This is a genomic window from Oceanisphaera litoralis, from assembly GCF_016907015.1.
Classification (GTDB): Bacteria; Pseudomonadota; Gammaproteobacteria; order Enterobacterales; family Aeromonadaceae; genus Oceanimonas; species Oceanimonas litoralis.
In genome coordinates, this window is sequence record NZ_JAFBBE010000006.1 from 64,930 (window position 1) to 82,691 (window position 17,762).

At 61.4% G+C, this 17,762-nt stretch carries 10 protein-coding genes; all 10 read right to left on the bottom strand.

What is annotated here, in order from left to right; genetic code table 11:
- Nucleotides 1-121: 121 nt before the first annotated feature.
- On the bottom strand, nt 122-2,239 hold the full coding sequence (locus HNR62_RS05165) for a portal protein (RefSeq protein WP_204795018.1): 2,118 nt from the start codon (nt 2,237-2,239) through the stop codon (nt 122-124).
- Nucleotides 2,239-3,948, bottom strand: a complete 1,710-nt coding sequence (locus HNR62_RS05170; RefSeq protein WP_204795019.1) for a terminase large subunit — start codon at nt 3,946-3,948, stop codon at nt 2,239-2,241. The genes HNR62_RS05165 and HNR62_RS05170 overlap by 1 nt, the downstream gene beginning before the upstream one ends.
- A complete protein-coding gene (locus HNR62_RS05175; RefSeq protein WP_204795020.1) occupies nt 3,935-4,693 on the bottom strand; it encodes a hypothetical protein in 759 nt (252 codons plus the stop codon). Before HNR62_RS05175 ends, HNR62_RS05170 begins: the two co-directional genes overlap by 14 nt.
- Nucleotides 4,677-4,883: an Rz1-like lysis system protein LysC gene (lysC, locus tag HNR62_RS16430; RefSeq protein WP_420827141.1), complete on the bottom strand. Its 207-nt coding sequence runs from the start codon at nt 4,881-4,883 to the stop codon at nt 4,677-4,679. The genes HNR62_RS05175 and lysC overlap by 17 nt, the downstream gene beginning before the upstream one ends.
- Nucleotides 4,786-5,187, bottom strand: a complete 402-nt coding sequence (locus HNR62_RS05180; protein ID WP_204795021.1) for a hypothetical protein — start codon at nt 5,185-5,187, stop codon at nt 4,786-4,788. The genes lysC and HNR62_RS05180 overlap by 98 nt, the downstream gene beginning before the upstream one ends.
- On the bottom strand, nt 5,187-5,555 hold the full coding sequence (locus HNR62_RS05185) for a YcbK family protein (RefSeq protein ID WP_204795022.1): 369 nt from the start codon (nt 5,553-5,555) through the stop codon (nt 5,187-5,189). Before HNR62_RS05185 ends, HNR62_RS05180 begins: the two co-directional genes overlap by 1 nt.
- Nucleotides 5,555-5,851, bottom strand: coding sequence for a phage holin family protein (locus tag HNR62_RS05190; RefSeq protein WP_204795023.1), 297 nt, complete (start codon nt 5,849-5,851; stop codon nt 5,555-5,557). Before HNR62_RS05190 ends, HNR62_RS05185 begins: the two co-directional genes overlap by 1 nt.
- A 4-nt stretch (nt 5,852-5,855) precedes the next feature.
- Nucleotides 5,856-6,182 carry a putative holin gene (locus HNR62_RS05195; protein WP_204795024.1) on the bottom strand — a complete coding sequence of 109 codons (327 nt, stop codon included), beginning with the start codon at nt 6,180-6,182 and terminating at the stop codon, nt 5,856-5,858.
- 148 nt (nt 6,183-6,330) lie between these two features.
- Nucleotides 6,331-6,927 (bottom strand): hypothetical protein, encoded by a 597-nt coding sequence (locus HNR62_RS05200; protein ID WP_204795025.1) that lies wholly within the window; start codon nt 6,925-6,927, stop codon nt 6,331-6,333.
- Between the two features lie 70 nt (nt 6,928-6,997).
- Complete coding sequence (locus HNR62_RS05205; protein WP_338044073.1) at nt 6,998-17,761, bottom strand: LPD38 domain-containing protein; 10,764 nt, start codon at nt 17,759-17,761, stop codon at nt 6,998-7,000.
- Nucleotide 17,762 lies beyond the last annotated feature (1 nt).

Below are 17,762 nucleotides of genomic sequence, written 5' to 3' on the forward strand. Positions count from 1 at the left end.
AACTCACCGGCTGGCCGGCATAAAAAAGCCCGCACGGGGCGGGCAAGGGTCATCTTCACAGGGGCACAGAAAACAAAAAGGCCCCATCAAGAGAAGGGGCCAGTGTGGGGATAGGCTAACGCTAAAGCTGAATGGCGTCAATCTGCTGCTCGATGGTTTGCAGCAGCTGGGCCTGAATGCCGGCCGCCTCCTGCTCGATACGCCCCTTCTCGGCGGCGATGCGTTCCATTTCCTGCAGCGTCTTGCCGGTCTGGGCCTGTTTGTGGGCGTTGTCGTAGCGCTGGCTGTCGGCCAGTATCGCCACCCGCTGGGCCTCGGCCTGCCACTTGGCGGCCTTGGCTTCCACTTCAGCCACCTTCGCCTGTATCTCCCGCATGGCCAGCTCCTGTTCGGCTTGCGCCTGTTGCGCCTGGGCCTCGGCCGCCTGCTGCTCTTCCGGCGTCATCTCTTCCGGCTTCTTCGGAATGTTCATGGTGCTGCGGATCCGCTCCATAAACTCGGCCTTGTTGGGCACGTCCATCAGCTCAACCAGCAAGTCGAAGGTGGCGGCCTGGGCTTCCGGCGGCAGCTGGCTGACCGCTTGCGTCATGCGCTCGGCCAGTTGCTGCTTGTACACGGCGCTGTGCTGAATGGGTGCCAGGGCAATGTGGGCCCGCAGCCGGGTCACGTCGTTGTTGATGCCCTCACCGGTGCCACCGGCGTTGCTCTGGTTCAGTACCACCTGCTTGCGCTTCTGCCTGTCGTCCCGGTTGACGGTCACCGGGTAGTTCGGCCGCTTGGCCAGATCTTCCATCACCATGCCCAGTATCAGCTGGCCCAGTTGCTGGCAGCCAAAGCGATAGTTGTCGTTGATCTCGCTGAGCGTGGTACCGCCCTGCTCAACCAGGTTGCTGATGGCCACGCCCGACTGACCGGTGGCACCCTGCCCCAGAAAGGCGGCATACACGCCCATGGTGTCCTGTATCAGCTTGACCGAATCTTGCATCACCTGAAACTGCTGGCCGGCCACCTGAAAGTCCTGCTGTACCTGAAAGGCTTCCGCGATGGTCTTGCCGTTGCGGCGATCCGGATTCAGCTCTATCAGGCCGTCGGCGCGCTCCACTTCTTCCAGCACCCGCTCACGCGGCATGTTGGTGGCGTCCTTGTCCATGATCACCCGCTTGGCCTGCAACAGCCAGGTCAGCTTGATGCGGCGCAGGTTCACTTCGTCCTGGGCGGGCATGGCCCGGGCAATCAGGCCGTAGGGCTCGCCACTGCGGTCCTTGCGGTAACCCCAGAAGGGCACCAGCGGGAACATGCCGTAGGGTGCATCACAGGGCCGGTCGGCCAGATGGTGCGGCCCCACCCACCAGGCTTCGCGGATCACCGACACCGGCCGGGTTTCCAGTTGCGCCCGCCCCAGTTGCAGGGCGATCAGTTGGGCCATGTCGTGCTGGTCGTACTCCAGCGCCCGGCCGCTTTCCAGCATCAGCACCTTGCGGCGCTCGAAGGTGCGGTAGTAGATCACCTGCAACAAGACCCGCTTGCGGTTGCTGCTCATCCACTCGCAGCTGCGCTGGTCGAAGCTCTGCCATTCGTCATATCCACTCACCAGGGCCGGATCCAGCCCCTCGGCGCTGGTCACGTCCACAAAGCCGCTCCAGTCGCGCACGCTGTAGTCGATCACTTCGGCCTTACTGGGAAAGCGTGACTTGCATTCATCCACGTCCACCCAGCGGCGCCGCATCAGCCAGCGGCAATCGGACAAGTCCGACTGGCGGCTGTGCCAGTCCCAGTACACCTCGTCGCGGTGTACTCGGCTGGCCTTGTATTTGGGACCAAAGGGGTCATCGGAACGCACCACTTCCGCCCAGCCCACCCCGGCCTTGATCTGATCCCCATAGGCGTCGGCTCTGGCTCTGTCTACCCCGCCCAGGCGGCAGGCGTCCTGATATTCGGCGTTGACCGCCTCGGCCATGGCTTCCATTTCGTCGTCGGCGTCGTCGGATATCACCATCAGATCGGTGCGGCTCTTGGCCTCCATGCCCAGCACCCCGTCTATGGTGGGGGCGATCAGGTTGTGGACCGTGGCCGGCTGGCCGCGCTCGACCAGTACCCGCTTGACCTCTGGCTCCAGCTGATCGCCGTCGTAGTAGGCGCAGGCCCGATTCGCCAGGCTCCGCCAATCCGGCTGGTTGGTTACATCATCCATCAGGTCCAGCAGTTGATGCTGGTCCAGTTTTCCTCGGTGTTGGCTCATTAATGGGTCATCCAGTGGCTAGTCTTGTCGCGGGTAAAGTCGTCGGCTCGGGACAGATCGGGCATGCGCGCCCGCATTTCCTGAGCAATCATGTAGCTGATCAATTGGTCATCGAAGCAACCTTGCTGGGCGTTGGCGCTGCCCTTGGCGTCATGCACGTAGGTGTGCGCTTCATGGCAGGTGCCTATCCAGCGAATGCCGGCGGCCTCTTCACGCAGCAGGGTTTTTAGGCCGTCAATCAGTACCGGCTTGCTTTGCTTGGTGGTCAACCAGCCCAGCTTGGGCGTTTCATCATCGTTATCCCGATCCAAATACTGCTCGGCATAAATGCGCCGGGCCGGGTAAATATCCCGCAGCGCCTGCAGCACAGCATGGCCATGGTTGTTGCGCTCCGGGCCTATGTAGGCGCCGTGGTACCACTCGCCCACATGGCGCAGCAGGCTGGCGAACAAGCTGGGGTCCAGGTGCCCGAACCAGTGGGCCACCTGCTCGCCGGTGGACTTCTTCACCACGTCCATGCTCGAGCGGTCGCCGTGCTCCAGCCCTTCGGCCACGTCGGCACCAATGGCGTATTGTTCGTCGGGATCCGGCAGCTCCCACACCAGCAGCCGGCCTTCCAGGGTTTTCATGAACTGGTCGCGGTTGCCCTCACCTACCCGGGCCTGCTTGTGGCGCTCGCCGGTCACCGGGTCCAGGTCGTACACCAGCAGCGGCGGCGTGGTGCCGCCTTCGGCCAGCATCACATGTGTCGGGTCGAACACCCGGCGACCGGAGGTGAGGAAGGCTTCGAGCGGAGTGGACGGAAATTCCTGTTTCATTTCCGCGCCCTGGCTGCGCTCCTTGGTCACATACCAGTGCTTTTGCTGATCGGTCAGGGTAATGCCCATGGCCTGCTCGACCCCGGCAAAGTATTGCTCCTGATCCATGCTCAGCGACAAGCCAGATGCCGGCAGGGTCAGCACGTACTTGGGATCCTGATACCAGGCGTAAAAATGGAAGCGGTAATCAAGCGGGCTCAGGCTGGCCCCGGCCTTGCTCAGCTCCAGCGCCTGCATGCACATGCTGTGGTAATCACCGCCCACACCTTCGGCCGTGCTCTCGATAAACACGATACAGCCCTGGTGAATAGCGTTCAGGGTACCGGTGCGCACCTCCTTGGCCTTCATCGGGTACTTGGCGCAGATCTTGCCGTGCTCCGACACATGCAGACGTTGCACAGTGCCGGAACGAAATGAGGTGGCTACCTGAATGCTGGAGCCATGACGAAACAGAATGTAACCACCGGTAGCACCGGAGCGGCGGGAAGTCACCGGGAACTCGGCCTTCAGCCAGCCGGGCAGGCTGTCGAACGGAATTTCTATCTTGGTGCGGAATATCTCGCCGGCGGCGCTCTGGTCCTGGGCGATGATGCCGCACTTGAGGTTTTCACCGAACAGCGCCTGATCCAGCAGGTAGATATCGATGGCGGTACTAAAGCCCAGCTGTCGCGCCTTGAGGATCAGGTTCATGGTCCACATGGCTTCGAACAGCTCACGCTGGGCCGGGCGCATCTTGAAGGTGACCAGCTGGCCCGCCTCGTCCTCTATCTTGTACAGGTTATTCAGCCGCCACCAGGGGTCGGCCAGGTGGCTGCGAACATAGGCCATCTGCTCGGGCTCGCTCATGGCGGCCAGGGTGTTATCGTCCAGCCAGGTATCAGGATGAGGCATTGATTAACCCGCTGTTGGCCCGTTGAATGTCGCGCACCGCATCGGCCAGCGGCGACTGGCTGCCGCCGGTGTCCCGCTCCAGCTTCTCGCGCTCGGCCCTGAGCTTGGCGGCCTGCTCCTTGATGCGGCTCATGTCGGTACGCTTGTGGTCGGTGGCCACAACGGTGTAGTCGTTGACCAGCAACGTCTTGTGAATCGACTCCACCTGACTGATGTAGCGGTTCAAGTGCTGCTCGGCGGTCATCATGGTGCGATAGAGCGACGCCTTCTGATCTGCGTCTTCGCTGGTTTCAATCTCGATCTGGATCTGCTCCAGCGAGCGCATCAGGCTGTGAATGCGGGCGCGGGACAGCATTAGCTCGTCGGGTAGACCTAAGCTCGCGGCCACGTCCTGTAATACTTCGATGGGAAAATAGCGGGCATAAGCGCCGTGCTTGACGGTCTTGGTGCCATGGGTATTGCCCGGGTGCAGGTTGGGCACCCCCGCCTTGTTGCCCTGTTTGAAACGAGTATCCTTGCCCACCTCGTTGCCCGGCTTGAACGGCTCGCCGGGATTGTCTTTTCCGAACGCCTTGCCCCGCGGCTTGTTCGACTTCTTCGCTGCCGCCTTGATGTGACGGCGGGCGGTCTGGTAGTTCAGCCCCTTGGCCGCACACCAGTCGCGCACACTGATACCGGTGGCCTGTTGTGCCGCCAGGTAGCTGACCTGCAGCTTGTCCCAGTCGGGTTTATCGGTTTTGCTCATGCTGTACTACGCCGGCTTTGTCCCGGTTGCACTGCTCTATGGTGCTGATCAACTGCTCCACATAGCCGGGATACCCGCCGTACACCTCCACGTCATAATCCGGGATCCGGCACGGGGCCAGCAGGGGTAACAGGGGTGAAGCCGGCGGCGGCGTTGGCGGTGGTGACGCGCTCGCGCAGGCGGTCAACAACAGCAGCAGGCACAGGCTCGTCAATACATACACTGCCGGCTTGAAGTTGGGCCAGCTCACGCTGCAGCACCAGGGAGCGGGCTGCCATATCGGCTTTATCACGTTGCACACGGTCGATTTCCTCTAGGGCCTGGGTATTGCGCTGCTCTATTTGGCCAATGACCGCCACCTGCTGCTGAGCATTGAGCTCGGCCTGCTTCAGCCTTGTCTCAATTTGCGCGTTTTTTGAAACAAGAGTGCCGACCAGCCAAAGCAGGGCCAGCAGGGCCAGCACCAACGGGCCGGCCCACTTCAGCGCGCTCATCAATACACCCATATGAAAGGGCGGGTAAAACCACCACCAGGGACGCAATCGTCAAGGTGAATGAAGTTGCGCGCTACACCGATACCGGTAAAGCCGTGCTTCTGAGCCAGCTGCACCAACTTGAATGCCTCGGCACCATAGCAAGCAATATCTACCGCCCGCCCCTTAGCATGGGCGCCTGGCTTACGCTTCTTGGCTTCAACAGGGTGAGACGGATCGCGATAACCACTGGTTATCACTATCGGCTTGCCGTATTCGGTACGCAGCGCCTGCAACCGAGCTATAAAGCCCGGGTTCATTTCGTTGTTCCCGGTATGCTTGCAGTTGAATTCCCGCTCGCTGAAATTCGGGTAATTATCCCAATTCATCAACTCCCCCTTGCGACAGTGTTACCAAATAAAATCGGGGCTAAATTGCCCCGAGAACGAATCAGTGCCGCTGCCACTACCGACTGCATCAACACCATTGGCCATGACTGCGGTTGCACAACAAAATCACCCGACAGCGTGTGAACAATAATCGTGATGCAGGCCATCATGATTGCGGTGGCAGCCACGGAAACGGAGCGGCGAAACCGGGCCCCCTGGCGCTCAAAGGTGAACAGCCGAAATAAAATCACCAGGCTGAGCAGAAAGGAAAGTCCAGTGAGCAGAGAACCCATCATTCGGTTAACCCCCCGCAGCCTTTCGCTTCGCCTTAACGGCCGCCAGCGTTACGGTGACGATTCCTGACGACGCCACAAATGCCGCCGGGCCCGGCATGTTGATAGGGCCAAAACCCATCAACTCGACGTTGGCCAGCATGGGAGCCGAGATATAGCCCATAACCACTGACACAAACGTCAGCACGATACGGGTCCAGATGGTCACTTCCGCGCTGGCGACAAAATAAATGATGCCGCCACAGAGGGCGCCTATCGCCGCCTCCCCGTTGATCAGCAGGCCTGCGCCTATCGCTGCGGCCACGACCAGGGTTCCGCTTGATGGCTCGGCCATTCGCTCTCCCGTAGAACGGTGGAAATTCAGAAAGGAAAAAGCCCCGGCGAAAGCCAGGGCTCAGAAAACAAAAAGGCCGGGGTCAATTAAGACTCCGGCCATGTTGGGTATAGCCTAACGCCAGAAGGCGACGGGCGCAACTCAGGACTTAGATATGACCTGCTCGCGCAAGCTCATCGGCTAACTCACTGGCCAGACTGGCCGTAAATACCTTGTTTGTTACGTTGACCAAGCCCTGAGCGTGGGTGTTAGCACCGCCGACCCAGGCGGCTTGCTCGGAGCTGACATCAATGAGCGCGGCGCTGTAGCCATCGGTCCGGCTGTAGCTGCTTATCGGAACTGCCGATCCATAAGCGGAGATGGTATTGCCAAACACGCTTGCACTACCTTGCGCCACATAGCCCATGTCATGCCGCTGGACATGATTGCCGCCATAACTGACCACCAGATAACCATCAATGCCCCTTTCGTGCATTACCTTTGCGATCACCGCATCGTCATATGCTCTGGTTGGTGGGAACAGATCAAGTCCTCTGCGGCATACAGCGCCTTTTTTGATTATCGCTTCGCACATTCGGCTTTGCAGCATCGAAGAGTATTCCAGATTCACACCGGGGGTCATTACCATGAACTTTGCGTACTTCTTCCCATGATATTCCGGGTCGGTAAAACTGGTCACTTCCGTTGAAGCGCATCCCGTCAGTGCTGCAGCTATCACCAGTAACGCCACTCCTTGCTTCATCATTCCGTGCTCCTTGTGTTTTATTGCCAAGCTTATCATCTGAAAAGGGCCTGGCGATAAAACTTGGGCATGGTTACTCAAACCACTTCTGATTCTGCGATACGACGCGGGCCGCCAGATCGTTGCGTCGAGCCATCAACCGGTCGATACGTTCGCGCTTCTGCTCACTGTTGAGTGAGCGGTCGCGGCGGATCAAATCCATCTGGTTGCGAATTTGGCGCAGCTGCCGCTGAGCCCGGGTCAGGCTCTTGCGGGCGCGCAGAATGTCACCGCCTTGTGCCAGCAACTGATTGGCGTCTTCCAGCCGGTTATCCTTGCGGTATGCGTTCACCGTATTATGAAGTTCGGTCACCTTATCCAGCATGTCGTAAAGCTGACCAACTTGCTTGACCGAGCGCGCCGGGGTACTGCCGTCGCCCTGATAAACCGCCTTGATGATGGGGTACTCCCAAAGACGACTGGCCGGGCGGTCGCCCTCATCCTTAGCCAGGCTGACCAGTGAATCCGCCGCCATAATGCTGTAGGCGCCCATGGTGCCCAGGTAGCCGGTAACCACATGCTCCAGCTGCTTGGGGCTCATGCCGGTCAACTCGCCAATCTCACGCATTACCAGGCTGGTGCGCTCGTCATAGCGCGCTTCCGGCATCAGAGTTTGCTCATACTGACTTTCGATCGCCCGACCCTTAAAGCTATCGTAATTGGTGTACACCTCAACGATGGGGTTGACCGCCTGGGGGATGGGGTTGAGGGCAAAGGTCTCGCCTACCGCCCGGGCCACTGCCTTGCCGAACTCGGCGCCGGTGTCTTTGTCGCCCATGGCGCGGGCCATTCGCTCGGGAATGGTGCCGAAGATGACGCCCACCTCGAACGGCTTGGGAATGCGCAGATGTTGATCGCCAAGCCAGAAATGCCAGTGCATATCCTTGTCCCAGTCGGGCAGCGCCTCGTAATCCTCGTTGTCCCAGTTTATTGCCAGCAACGCCAGGGAACCGGCGACAATCATGCCGCCACGCTTGGCCATGCCGGTCGGGTTGTCTTTGAACTCGCGACTGAGTTTACCCAATCCTTGCACCCGCGCGTTGAAGAATGGCAGCACCGACGTGAACCACTGCAGGGTACGGCTGGCACCCAGCATACTGAAGTCCATCTGATCCTTGGCTTCGAACGCCGCCTGAGCCTTGCTCTTGCCAGCCTTGAGCGCCGCCTCGTACACCGCCTCTCGCGTGGCGTTCTCTGCCGCTTCGCCATAACGGTTGTACTTGGCCCAGGCATCGGCAACCGCGCCCTTGGCCTGCGCTGCGTTGCGGACAAGGCTCTTTTCGTACTTGGCGATCTGCTCAGGGCTCATGCCCTTACGGCGCAAGCCCTTGCGAATGGTGTCGGCCATGCCTTCGGGGTCGTTGGCGTTGACGTAGCCTCCCATGAAACTGGCACCGGCAAACATCATATCCAGACCGCCGCCGGTCATGTTGTAGGCCTTCACGGCACCACTGAACGCATCGAGCGGGTTGTACTTGTCTTTGCTGATGGTCCAGGCGCTGAGCGCATCACGCAAAAAGTTGCGCAGCATGAACTCTGGCGAGCTGGTCACGGTGGCAGTCAGCAGCCGCTTGGCAGCCATGCCTACCTTGGTGAAAGGGTCATCAAACGGCTTGCGGTCGAGAAAGGTCATGGCTTTGAATAGGTCTTTATCCAGGGTGCGCACATACAAGTCTTCCCCGTTGTGGCGAACGCTGAACACTTCCTGCCCCTTGTCCTTGGCGCGCATATCCATCAGGTTCGGATTCTCGATCACCTCGATGATGCCGGTATCCATCAGGTTCTCCACCGTCTTGCGCGCGGCGTGGTTCTTCATGGCGGCGTCAATCATCTTGCTGGTGGTGTGAAACATGTTTTCCAGCAGGTCATTGGTCTTGTTGGCCCCACCCTTCAGTTGCTTGATGCCGCTGCGTTGGTTGGCGACGCCCTTGCCATTGAACGGTGCCAGCACGTCGCCGTCTTCGGTTTCCCGAAAGAAGGGAATGTACCATTCGCTCTCAAAGCCGGCGCGGGCCTCGGCACTGACCAGCCCGGCCTCTTGCGCCAGATCCAGGATGGCGCCGTTAAACTCATTCCATTTCTTCTTTGCGGCGTTGAATTGCTGCTCCTTGCCGTTACCCAGATCTTTGAGTGCCTGGATCTCGTCGGCGGTCAGCAGATTTTCCCGGCCCTGGGCCATCAGTATTTCGGCGCGGTGGCCAGCCATCCAGCCCAGCCAGTTATGCAAGTCCTTGCCCAGCGGCTGCAGTATGCCCAGCAGTGCATCCTGCTCGGTGCTCCCCTGCTTACGCTGAACGATGCCATTCCGCCATTCGGGCAGACCGTGCAACATGGCGCCCAGCATGGTGGAGCTGGAGCCGGTAGCCAGGCGGGCGGCGTGATAACCGGAGTCATCGGCACCGGTGATGCCAATGGCGTTCTCGATGTATTTGATGGGGGCCAGGGCATCCAGCAGTTCGGTGTTGGCCTTGCGCCCGACGCGGGTCAGCCAGCTGGTGGCGGTGGCGCGGTCAATCTCGCGCAGCGCCTGCAGCTTCTCCTTCGCCTGGTCAATCACGTCCGGCTTCGGTCCCAGGTTCAGCTTGTCCAGGGCGGAGTCGGTGGTGGGGTTGCGGCTGAACCTCACTCCATCAGATGAGACAGATCCATCGTCTTCAGCATTTCCATGTTCGCCTTGTGTCGGCGATGCTTGTCCTGCCGTAGTGACTCTATCTCGGATTTTGTCAGCATCCTTGGCACGAATGAGGTAGCGGGCTTCTGACTCGGTGAGGGCGTCGAAGCCGTAGCCAAAGCGCTCTTGCCACCATGTTTCAAGGTTTGTGCCGTCATACTGACTCCGTAACTGCTGAAGGGTGTCGTCTGCTATGGCAATTTTGGCGGAATACTGCTTGCCGGTCAATGCGGTGGCCGCCAGCACCTTGCCACCCCGGTTCTCAATATACCCCTTCAGGTTGGCCAAAGTGCCGCCCTGGGTCAGGGTGTCATCCATGATGAGGTAAGGCTTGTCGGCGCGAACCCGGCCGCTAAACGTGGGTTGATTCGCCAGTCGGCCAAAACCGTCCTGTCCGGTGCGACCCACCTTGGCAGCCTGAACGATGTCAACGTCCACTTCCATGCCTAGGGCCTGCCCCAATACGTCCGCCATGGCCTGAGGAATGGCGTTGCGACTGACGGCCTCCTCGGCATGCACTGCCAGGGCGATGGCTGGGCGGGAGCCCACTACCTGCCGCAGTCGGCGCACCACCTCCGGCGACAGCACATCGCGCACCAGCCGCAGCGCGGCCGCGTCATCCCCGCCCTTGGCGGCGGCATAATCAGGGTGGCCGGTGGCGTCACCCAGCTTGCCGTGCAGCATCACCTCGGGGAAGTTTTTACCCCAGGGGGAGCGTTCCCCGCCAAATTGCGAACTCACATCACCCTCGCTTGTGCGTTGACCTGATTGGGGGCCATTCCCGCCGACATCACCCTTGCGGCTGAATTTCACATCATCCGGCAGCAGCGGCTTGCCATCGGTGCCTTCGTACACGGCGCGCTTGGCTCCTTCCAGCAGGCGCAGCACGTCGGCCTTGCCATACTGAGCAAAGCGGCCCAGACCCCAGTCACGCAGCCACTTTTTAATTTGAGCCACTACCCGGTCGATAATGGTAGGCTCAAGGTTCTGTTGTGCCACATGAGCCAGCAATTCGTCCACCATCATGCGATTGCGCTCGGCGGTGGTCATCTTGCCGGTGTTGTTCTTGTACTTGTCCAGGTTGATACCGAAGCGTTTGGCCAGCTTCTCGATACCCGGATCGCCGCCCAGCTTGAGGTAAAGCCGGTTCATTTCGTGCTTCCAGGTCGGGCCTATCATGCGAGCAATGCCGTAGTGACCCACGGCTTCGTGCAACAGCACCCTTTCCACACCGGAGGCATCATGGATATTGTCAGCGACTACATAAACGGTACCACGATAGTGTACGCCCTCAATCTCGCCGTGGGCGTTCTGCTCGGCTATTGCATCGGCTATCGCCGCGGGAAGCTCAGCCTCCGACGCGACTACGACGAGCTTCGGCGCGCCTTTCCAGTCAGCCATGATGTTGCGAGCGACAGACTCTGCCTGCTCACGCGGGAGCCCGGCGACACCCGGCGCGACTGACCCGGTTGACTTGCTGAAACGCGGGCTTTCCTGCTCCGCCTTCTGCTTGGCTTCGGCAAGACTCTCGCCGCTGGCGTGATTGTTGCCCTTGTCCCAGGCGTGACGATCCTGATAGACGAAGAAGTTAGCGGTCTTCTTCCCGCCCACGGTAAAGGACTCGTCGGTGATAATGGTGCCGTCGTTGGCTTCCCATACCCGCTTGCGACCATCCACCTTGCGCCACTGCTTCGGCGCCGGGGCGGCCTTTGCCTTTTCGAATGCCGCTTCCAGCTCACTCCGGGGGGCGGCACGCTTCAGCATGCTGACGGTATCCGTCGTGCCGGTGGCCTCCTTGACCCTGTTGAGCAGACCAAACTTGTCGGCCGCCACCCTGAAGTCGCTATCGGGATACTGTCTGGCCATATCATCCACCATCGCCAGCACCGCCCGCCTGATATTTCTGTCGGCGGCGCGCTGTTGTACGCGCTGGCTGGCCTCGTATCGCTCCTGTGCGGCACTGGGCAGTTGCTGGATCAGCTCGTGGCGGCGCTCCTTCTCCGGGTGGGTCAGATAATCGAAGGCCGTGGGCAGCGCGTCGGCACCGTTGTCCTTCACGGCCCTGGCCCGGCGCGCCTCCCCTTTGGCGATAATCTCGTCCAGCTCCGTGCTGACGGCCTCCGTTGCTGCGCCGTCTTGAGCCTTGCCCTTGCCGGCAGGCGCGTCCAGCAGCTCCTTGACCAGCTTGCCGGCGTTGGATCGCGGGCCCAGCACCTTGACCAGTCCGCCCACGTCGCGCAGCTGGGTGTTCATGCCCAGCAATTGAGAGATAACGCGGGCCTTGTCCTGCTCTACCGCCTGGCTGATCAAGCGGTGCGCCTTGGGTGACGCCCAGCCGCGGGTTTCCTTCTCCAGCGCCGGCTTGCCCTCGCGGATCATGCTGGCAATGTCGCCCACCACACTGGCCAGGTCCCGCATTGCCGCGTTCAGCCTCTGATCGGCCTTGACGGTATCCGGGCGCATCCGGTAAAGCTGATCGGCAATAGCCTTGCGCTGCCGCTCCAGTTGCTCGACGCGCTGGGTGTATTGCGCCATATGCCGGTCGTTGGCAGCATTCGCCTTGGCCATGTTGCGGCCGTCACGCCCGGTGACCATCCACGACGGGTTACTGGCCGCCTGGTTGGCGTCCCAGCGATGGAAGTCTGCCTTCTTACGCAGGTAGTCGTTGGTCAGTTCGGCCGCCCTCGCTCGTTGTTCGTCGGTTTCCAGCGTGTGCTTGCGCCCGGCCAGCTCGTTGAGTATGGCCCTGGCTTCGGCTTGCAGCTCGGCATTGAAGTCCCGCCCCTTGCCCATGTGGGTGGCGCGGTTGTAGTTGTCGGTCAACTCCCTGGAAACGGACGGCACCGTGACCGATACGCCGTGGGCGCTGACCTTTTTCTCACCGGCCTCTTTTTCTTGCCGCATGTCGATGTAGGAACTCAGGCGCAGGCTGTCACTTCCGGCCTGGCGTGCGCCTTCGTTGGATACCGCGGCGCCGGTCTTACGCCCGCCACCATTGAATTCGCCATGGCCCGCCCCCCTCAGTTCGGCGGCCATGCCATCCAATCGGGCACGTTCGGCCTTCAGTTCGCTCAGGCTCTTGCTGCCATAGCGGCCGTCAAGCTCCCGGTAGAGTTCATCATCTGCCTGCTGGTGCCGCTCCGCTCTTGTTGCGGGTAGCTCGCCGCCGGTCATGGCCTTGTCGTAGGCATCCCGAGCGCTGTCCATGGCGGACGCCTTGCTGCTGGCCTTGCGCCACGACCCGCCCACGGCATAGCGGTAGCTCCACTGACCGGCGTGTTCTTTCAGCAAGTCGCGGTCTTTCAGCTCAGCTTCGGTTGCGGGTGCGGCGAGTTCGTCATCCTGGCGGGCGTCGTTGCTGGGCTGGGTATCGGTGCTTACCGGTCGCCCAATGCCGCCGTTGGCTTGGGTAAAAAACTCGGGGTCAAACAGATAGTATTCAGCGTGGTCCTTATCCGCCGGCGTGGGGTTACCCTGATCCATGCCGTCAAAGGCGCGGCCGTTGAACTCATCACCACGGCGGGCCGCTTCCAGCCTGGCGTTGGTGATCAGCCATTCGCCGGCGGATTTAATGGTGCGATTGAGCGCCTGGTTACTGCCCAGCTTGACGTCGGGGAAAGGTGTGGTGCGGTTGCCGGTGCTGGTCAGCACCACCTCACCGGAGCCCAGCTTGCCGCCCACTTCGCCGCGCTTGAGGGTGACCGGCTTCTTGCGCACCGCAAAGCCGCCATCCACCACCTCGATGGTGGCGCCGGGGTTATCCTTGAACACCTTGCTGATGCGCGCCGACTTCTCGGTAGCGAAGGGGCTGCCGTCCGCTTTGTAGAGCAAGGGAGCGTGGGTTTCATTGGCGGGCTCAGCCGTTGGGTTCGTCCCGCCTTCTTTCTGGTAGTCGCCAGCCCAGCCTGACGGCTCCACAATGCGGGTGATAGCTGACTCGGGCACATCTATGTTCTTCTGGAAGCCAAAGCTAATGCGGATTGGATCGCCGTTCGCCCTGTTTTCCGCTGTGTACTTGTTGGCAACCGAGCCCACCTTTTTCTTGCCGTTATGGTTGACCTCAACCTTCGTTCCGTGAAGCACAAGAATGCCATCTTTAAACTCAGGGCTGGATGGCAGGGCGCTGGTCGTTGCTGGCTTGTCCGGCTCAGCCGTTTGGTTGACCGGTGGTTGACCGGTGGTTGACTGCTCCGCCGGCTTGGATGTTTTTAATTTCCCCTCCTTCACCAGAAGATCTAGCGCATCCCTTATATCCTCAGCATCCTTCCTCGCTGCTGCTCCGGACCCTTTCTCAAAGGCGGGGTAAGCGGGGCCTACCGCCACAACACCATTGTCATCATGAACCTCGTAGATGGTGTTTCGGCCTGACGTCTTCATGCCCTGCTTAAACACGGCAAGGGAGCCGGAAATTCCCTCATCGAGCGCTCGCTTGGTGAGCGTTCTACTGGGCGCCCCTGCTATCGAGTCGGCGATAGATCTCGTTATCGCCCCTGCCTTGGGGTCCCCCTGGTTTGGCCTCGCCGCCTCGGCCTGGCCGATGGTCTGGGTAAACATGTCGTTCTGGCCCTGGCTCATGGCCACATCGGCGGGGGCATTGGAACCGGTCAGGTTGAAGTCGCCCACTTCCCGGTCGGCCTCGTAGCGGGACTGGGCTTCCCGCTCATCCTGCTGGGCCTGCTTCACCTGGTCGGCCTGCTGTTGCAGCTCGGCTTCGGTGTAGCTGGACAGCACCGGCGCTTCTTCGCCCTGAATTTCCCGGCGCAGTTCGGCCACCAGCTCGGGGTTGGTGCTCCAGGTATCCCAGGCGGCTTTAAGTTGCTGCAGGTTGTCCATGCGCTGCTTGCGCTGTTCGGGGTTAAGGTTGTCGGTGATGCCCTCCTGCTCGGCCAGTGCGCCAGCATTGGCCACGGCTTTCTGCGGGCGCAACAGCTCGCTGATTTCGCGCTGCTTCTTCGCCGCCAGCTTCGCCATCTGCTCGGCTTCCCGCATGCCGGATTCGTCAAAGCCGAACATATCGCCCATGCCGTCACCCTGCTGGCCGCCGGTCAGTGCCTTGACCGCTTGCATCATGTTGGTGGCATGGGTGATGGATTTGCCTTCCTGAATGGCCTTGATGCCCACCGCTTGCAGGCGGGCGTCGTTCGGTGCGGTCTGGGTTATTCTTTCGGCGGCTTCGTCACTGAGTATGTCGGCACGATGGGCGGCAATCGTTTCCTCGCTTCCGCCAGTTGCGATTTGGTGAGCCCGGCGCCCCAGCGCCCTTGCGGTATGACCTCTTCGGTCGGCTTCTGCTCGGTCGATGCCGGTGGCCTGGAAGTATTGGACATAATCTTTCACCTTACCTTGGTTGTCGCGGATATTGAGTTCGGCATCCAGTGTAGCAGCGGATGCCTGGTCGAAGCCGTCGGCTTCTCGGTGTACCTGGGCGGGAATGGTCTTTTCGCCGGAACGACGGGCCAGATCCAGCCGGTGACGCCCTGATATTACCTCAAGCCGGCCATCCTTGCGCTGCCATACCTGAATGGGAGACACGCCGGTGCGATCGAAGCTGCCGCCCAGTGGCTCGACCACGCCGTCCTTGTTGGCGCCGTCCTTGAACTGGGGGACGTCGTCGGACAATTGCAGCTCAGCCACCGGTACCTCGGTGATGCTGCCGGCCAGCTTGTTCTGTGGGGCGGGCTCGGCTTCTGCTGTGGCGCCTTGCTCGGTTGCGGGTGCGGACTGAGCCTGAACTTCGGCCACCTCGTCCTGTCTGGCAATGCCGTAGCCGTCGGGCAGCTTGACCGGCTGCTCATCCTTGCGGCTGGCCAGTGCCGCCTCTTTCTCACTGGCGAACGGCTTGCCGCGCTTGGTTACGCGCAGTGTGCTGAGCTGCTGCCAGATGGCGTCGGCTTCGGATCCGGCCTCCTTGATGGCCTTACCCACGCCGGTACGGCCGTCGCGCATGGATTGCGGCTCTACGCTGTCGTCCTGCTGGTCCCAGCTCAGCCTGGGCGGAGCGTAGTTGCTGTTGCGGCCGTCACCCGGCGCACCGGACAGGTTGATGGTGTCGTTGTAGCCCAGTTCGGGGGGCTGATTGCCCAGGTTGCGCTTGCGCTGCTCCTGCTGTTGCTGTCTCTGCTGTTGCGGTCGGCCATCGGCGCCATAGATAACATCCCGGTGCGGCAGCTCGGTACCGCGCTCCCGGGCCTCGCCGTCAATCACCGGCCCCTCCAGGCGACTACCCTCGCCTACCTGCTCTCGCTCCATGCGGGGTACCAGCTCGCCCTCTACCTCTCGGGCCGGGCCGTCACCTCGCTCTTGTCGTCCGGCTCGCCAGTTGGGTTGCCAGGTTTCGATGTCACCGGTTTGCTGCTCGGGCTCGGACTCGCTGACCGGTCCTTGTTCCATCTGCTGGCGAACCAGATCCGCCGGGCTCGGCGCGTTCTGGCCTTCACGCAACGCTTGCTGTGCCTCATCGTCACTCCAGTGCGGTCGTGCGTGCCGGCCATCCAGCTCGGCATCCTGGCGTAAATATCTCGGCACATCGCGTGTCTCGTCGAATTGTGCGGCGCTTGGCCCTGCCGGATTGCCATTGGTGCGCGTAGCGTCGCCTTCAGTGACTGAACTCTGACCGTATTCGGAGATCAGCCGGTCGATATCGAGCTTGCCGCTGAACTGGGTGGCGTCGATGGTGACCTGATCGCCGGTCGCCAGGTTGGCCACGCGGTAACGGGTGCCGTCCAGGTGCTCGACAATCTGGTAATCGTCGCCGCCGGCCAGGGTGAAACGCTTGCCGACGCGGCTATCGTCACTCGGCACCACTTGTGGGGCTGTGTTGCCCTGCTCGCTGACCGACTGATTGATAGTGATCTCGGTCGGGCTCACGCCCGGATCCACTTCGCCCTGTGGCGCCGCGTCCGGGGCGGGCGGGATCTGCTCGCCGCTCAGCTCGGGGTTCACGTCGGTGTCGCCCTGCTGTTTACGCATGCCACCCAGGGCACCAATGGCTCCACCGGTACCGGCACCGATAACGCCGCCTTCCAGCGCGCCGGACAGCACACCGCGCATCGGATCTATATTGGCCGCCGCCACTTCGTTCAGGATTTCGTTGTTGCGCCACTGCTGGCCGCCTTCCTGCACGAATTCGGTGGTGCCTTCGGCTATCACGCCCTTGCCGGCACCGGCTGCCATGCCGCCGGTTGCGGCCTTGCCTGCCAGCATCTTGTACAGATAGCGGTCGCCCAGGATGGCGGCACCGGCGGCAAAGGCCCAGCTGCCCGCGTCGGTCATCACGGCACCGGCTGCTTCCTCACCCGTCAGGCGGCGCGCCTCTTCCAGTCGCTCGCCCGATGTTCTGTCGGCCCATTCGGGGTTATCTCGCAGTGCCACCAGCTTCTGCCGGTAGGTTTCCGACTCCATCAACTGCTCGTATGACATGCCGTTGACTTGTTCGGCCACATCACGACCACCAAGACCCACGGCCCCGGCGGCGCCCATGCCCACGGCTGCGCCGGTACCGGCCGAGCTGGCCAGTTTTTCCACCGTCTTCTGTGCCGTCGCTCGGGCCACTGCGTCGGACGCGCCGCGCTTGAGCATGGACTGATAGACAATGCCGGCCGCCTTGGTACCCATGTTGGCCAGGCCACCCGCGCCCACTGTGGGAATGAAGGTGCCAATGCCGTGCGCAAACTTCGCCGCCCACACATCGATATCACCGGCGCCGTCACCCATCACCAGCTTGCCGTTGGCGTCTTCATCGAAAATGCGGCTGCTCATGGCCTCCTGTGCGTCGGCACTCAAACCCGCCTGCAGGCTCTCGCCCGCCGAATCGGCCAGATCACCGAGTGCTGCCACCCCCTGCAACGGCACTGCCGCAATGGCGCCGGCCGTGCCCTTGGTTTTCAGCCAGTTGGCACCGTATTCCGCCACATCACCGGCACCACCGACCAGATCGGTAGCGCCCTTGCCTATCAGCCGGCCCACATCACCCAGGCCGATATTCAGATCGCGCTTCTCCTGGGTCAGTGTTGGTTTGGGCAGCTGGCTGGTGGCGCCACTGCGGATCTGGCTCAAGGCCAACTCCTGCGGGCTCAGCACCTTGTTTTGCGTCAGTTGCGGCTGTAACAGGCCGTTGTTTTTTTCCACT

Coding starts and splice junctions, on each gene's coding strand:
- HNR62_RS05195 (WP_204795024.1), bottom strand. CDS start 6,182: ATGGCCGAGCCATCAAGCGGAACCCTGGTCGTGGCCGCAGCGATAGGC.
- HNR62_RS05190 (WP_204795023.1), bottom strand. CDS start 5,851: ATGATGGGTTCTCTGCTCACTGGACTTTCCTTTCTGCTCAGCCTGGTG.
- HNR62_RS05185 (WP_204795022.1), bottom strand. CDS start 5,555: ATGAATTGGGATAATTACCCGAATTTCAGCGAGCGGGAATTCAACTGC.
- HNR62_RS05165 (WP_204795018.1), bottom strand. CDS start 2,239: ATGAGCCAACACCGAGGAAAACTGGACCAGCATCAACTGCTGGACCTG.
- HNR62_RS05170 (WP_204795019.1), bottom strand. CDS start 3,948: ATGCCTCATCCTGATACCTGGCTGGACGATAACACCCTGGCCGCCATG.
- HNR62_RS05200 (WP_204795025.1), bottom strand. CDS start 6,927: ATGATGAAGCAAGGAGTGGCGTTACTGGTGATAGCTGCAGCACTGACG.
- HNR62_RS05175 (WP_204795020.1), bottom strand. CDS start 4,693: ATGAGCAAAACCGATAAACCCGACTGGGACAAGCTGCAGGTCAGCTAC.
- HNR62_RS05180 (WP_204795021.1), bottom strand. CDS start 5,187: ATGAGCGCGCTGAAGTGGGCCGGCCCGTTGGTGCTGGCCCTGCTGGCC.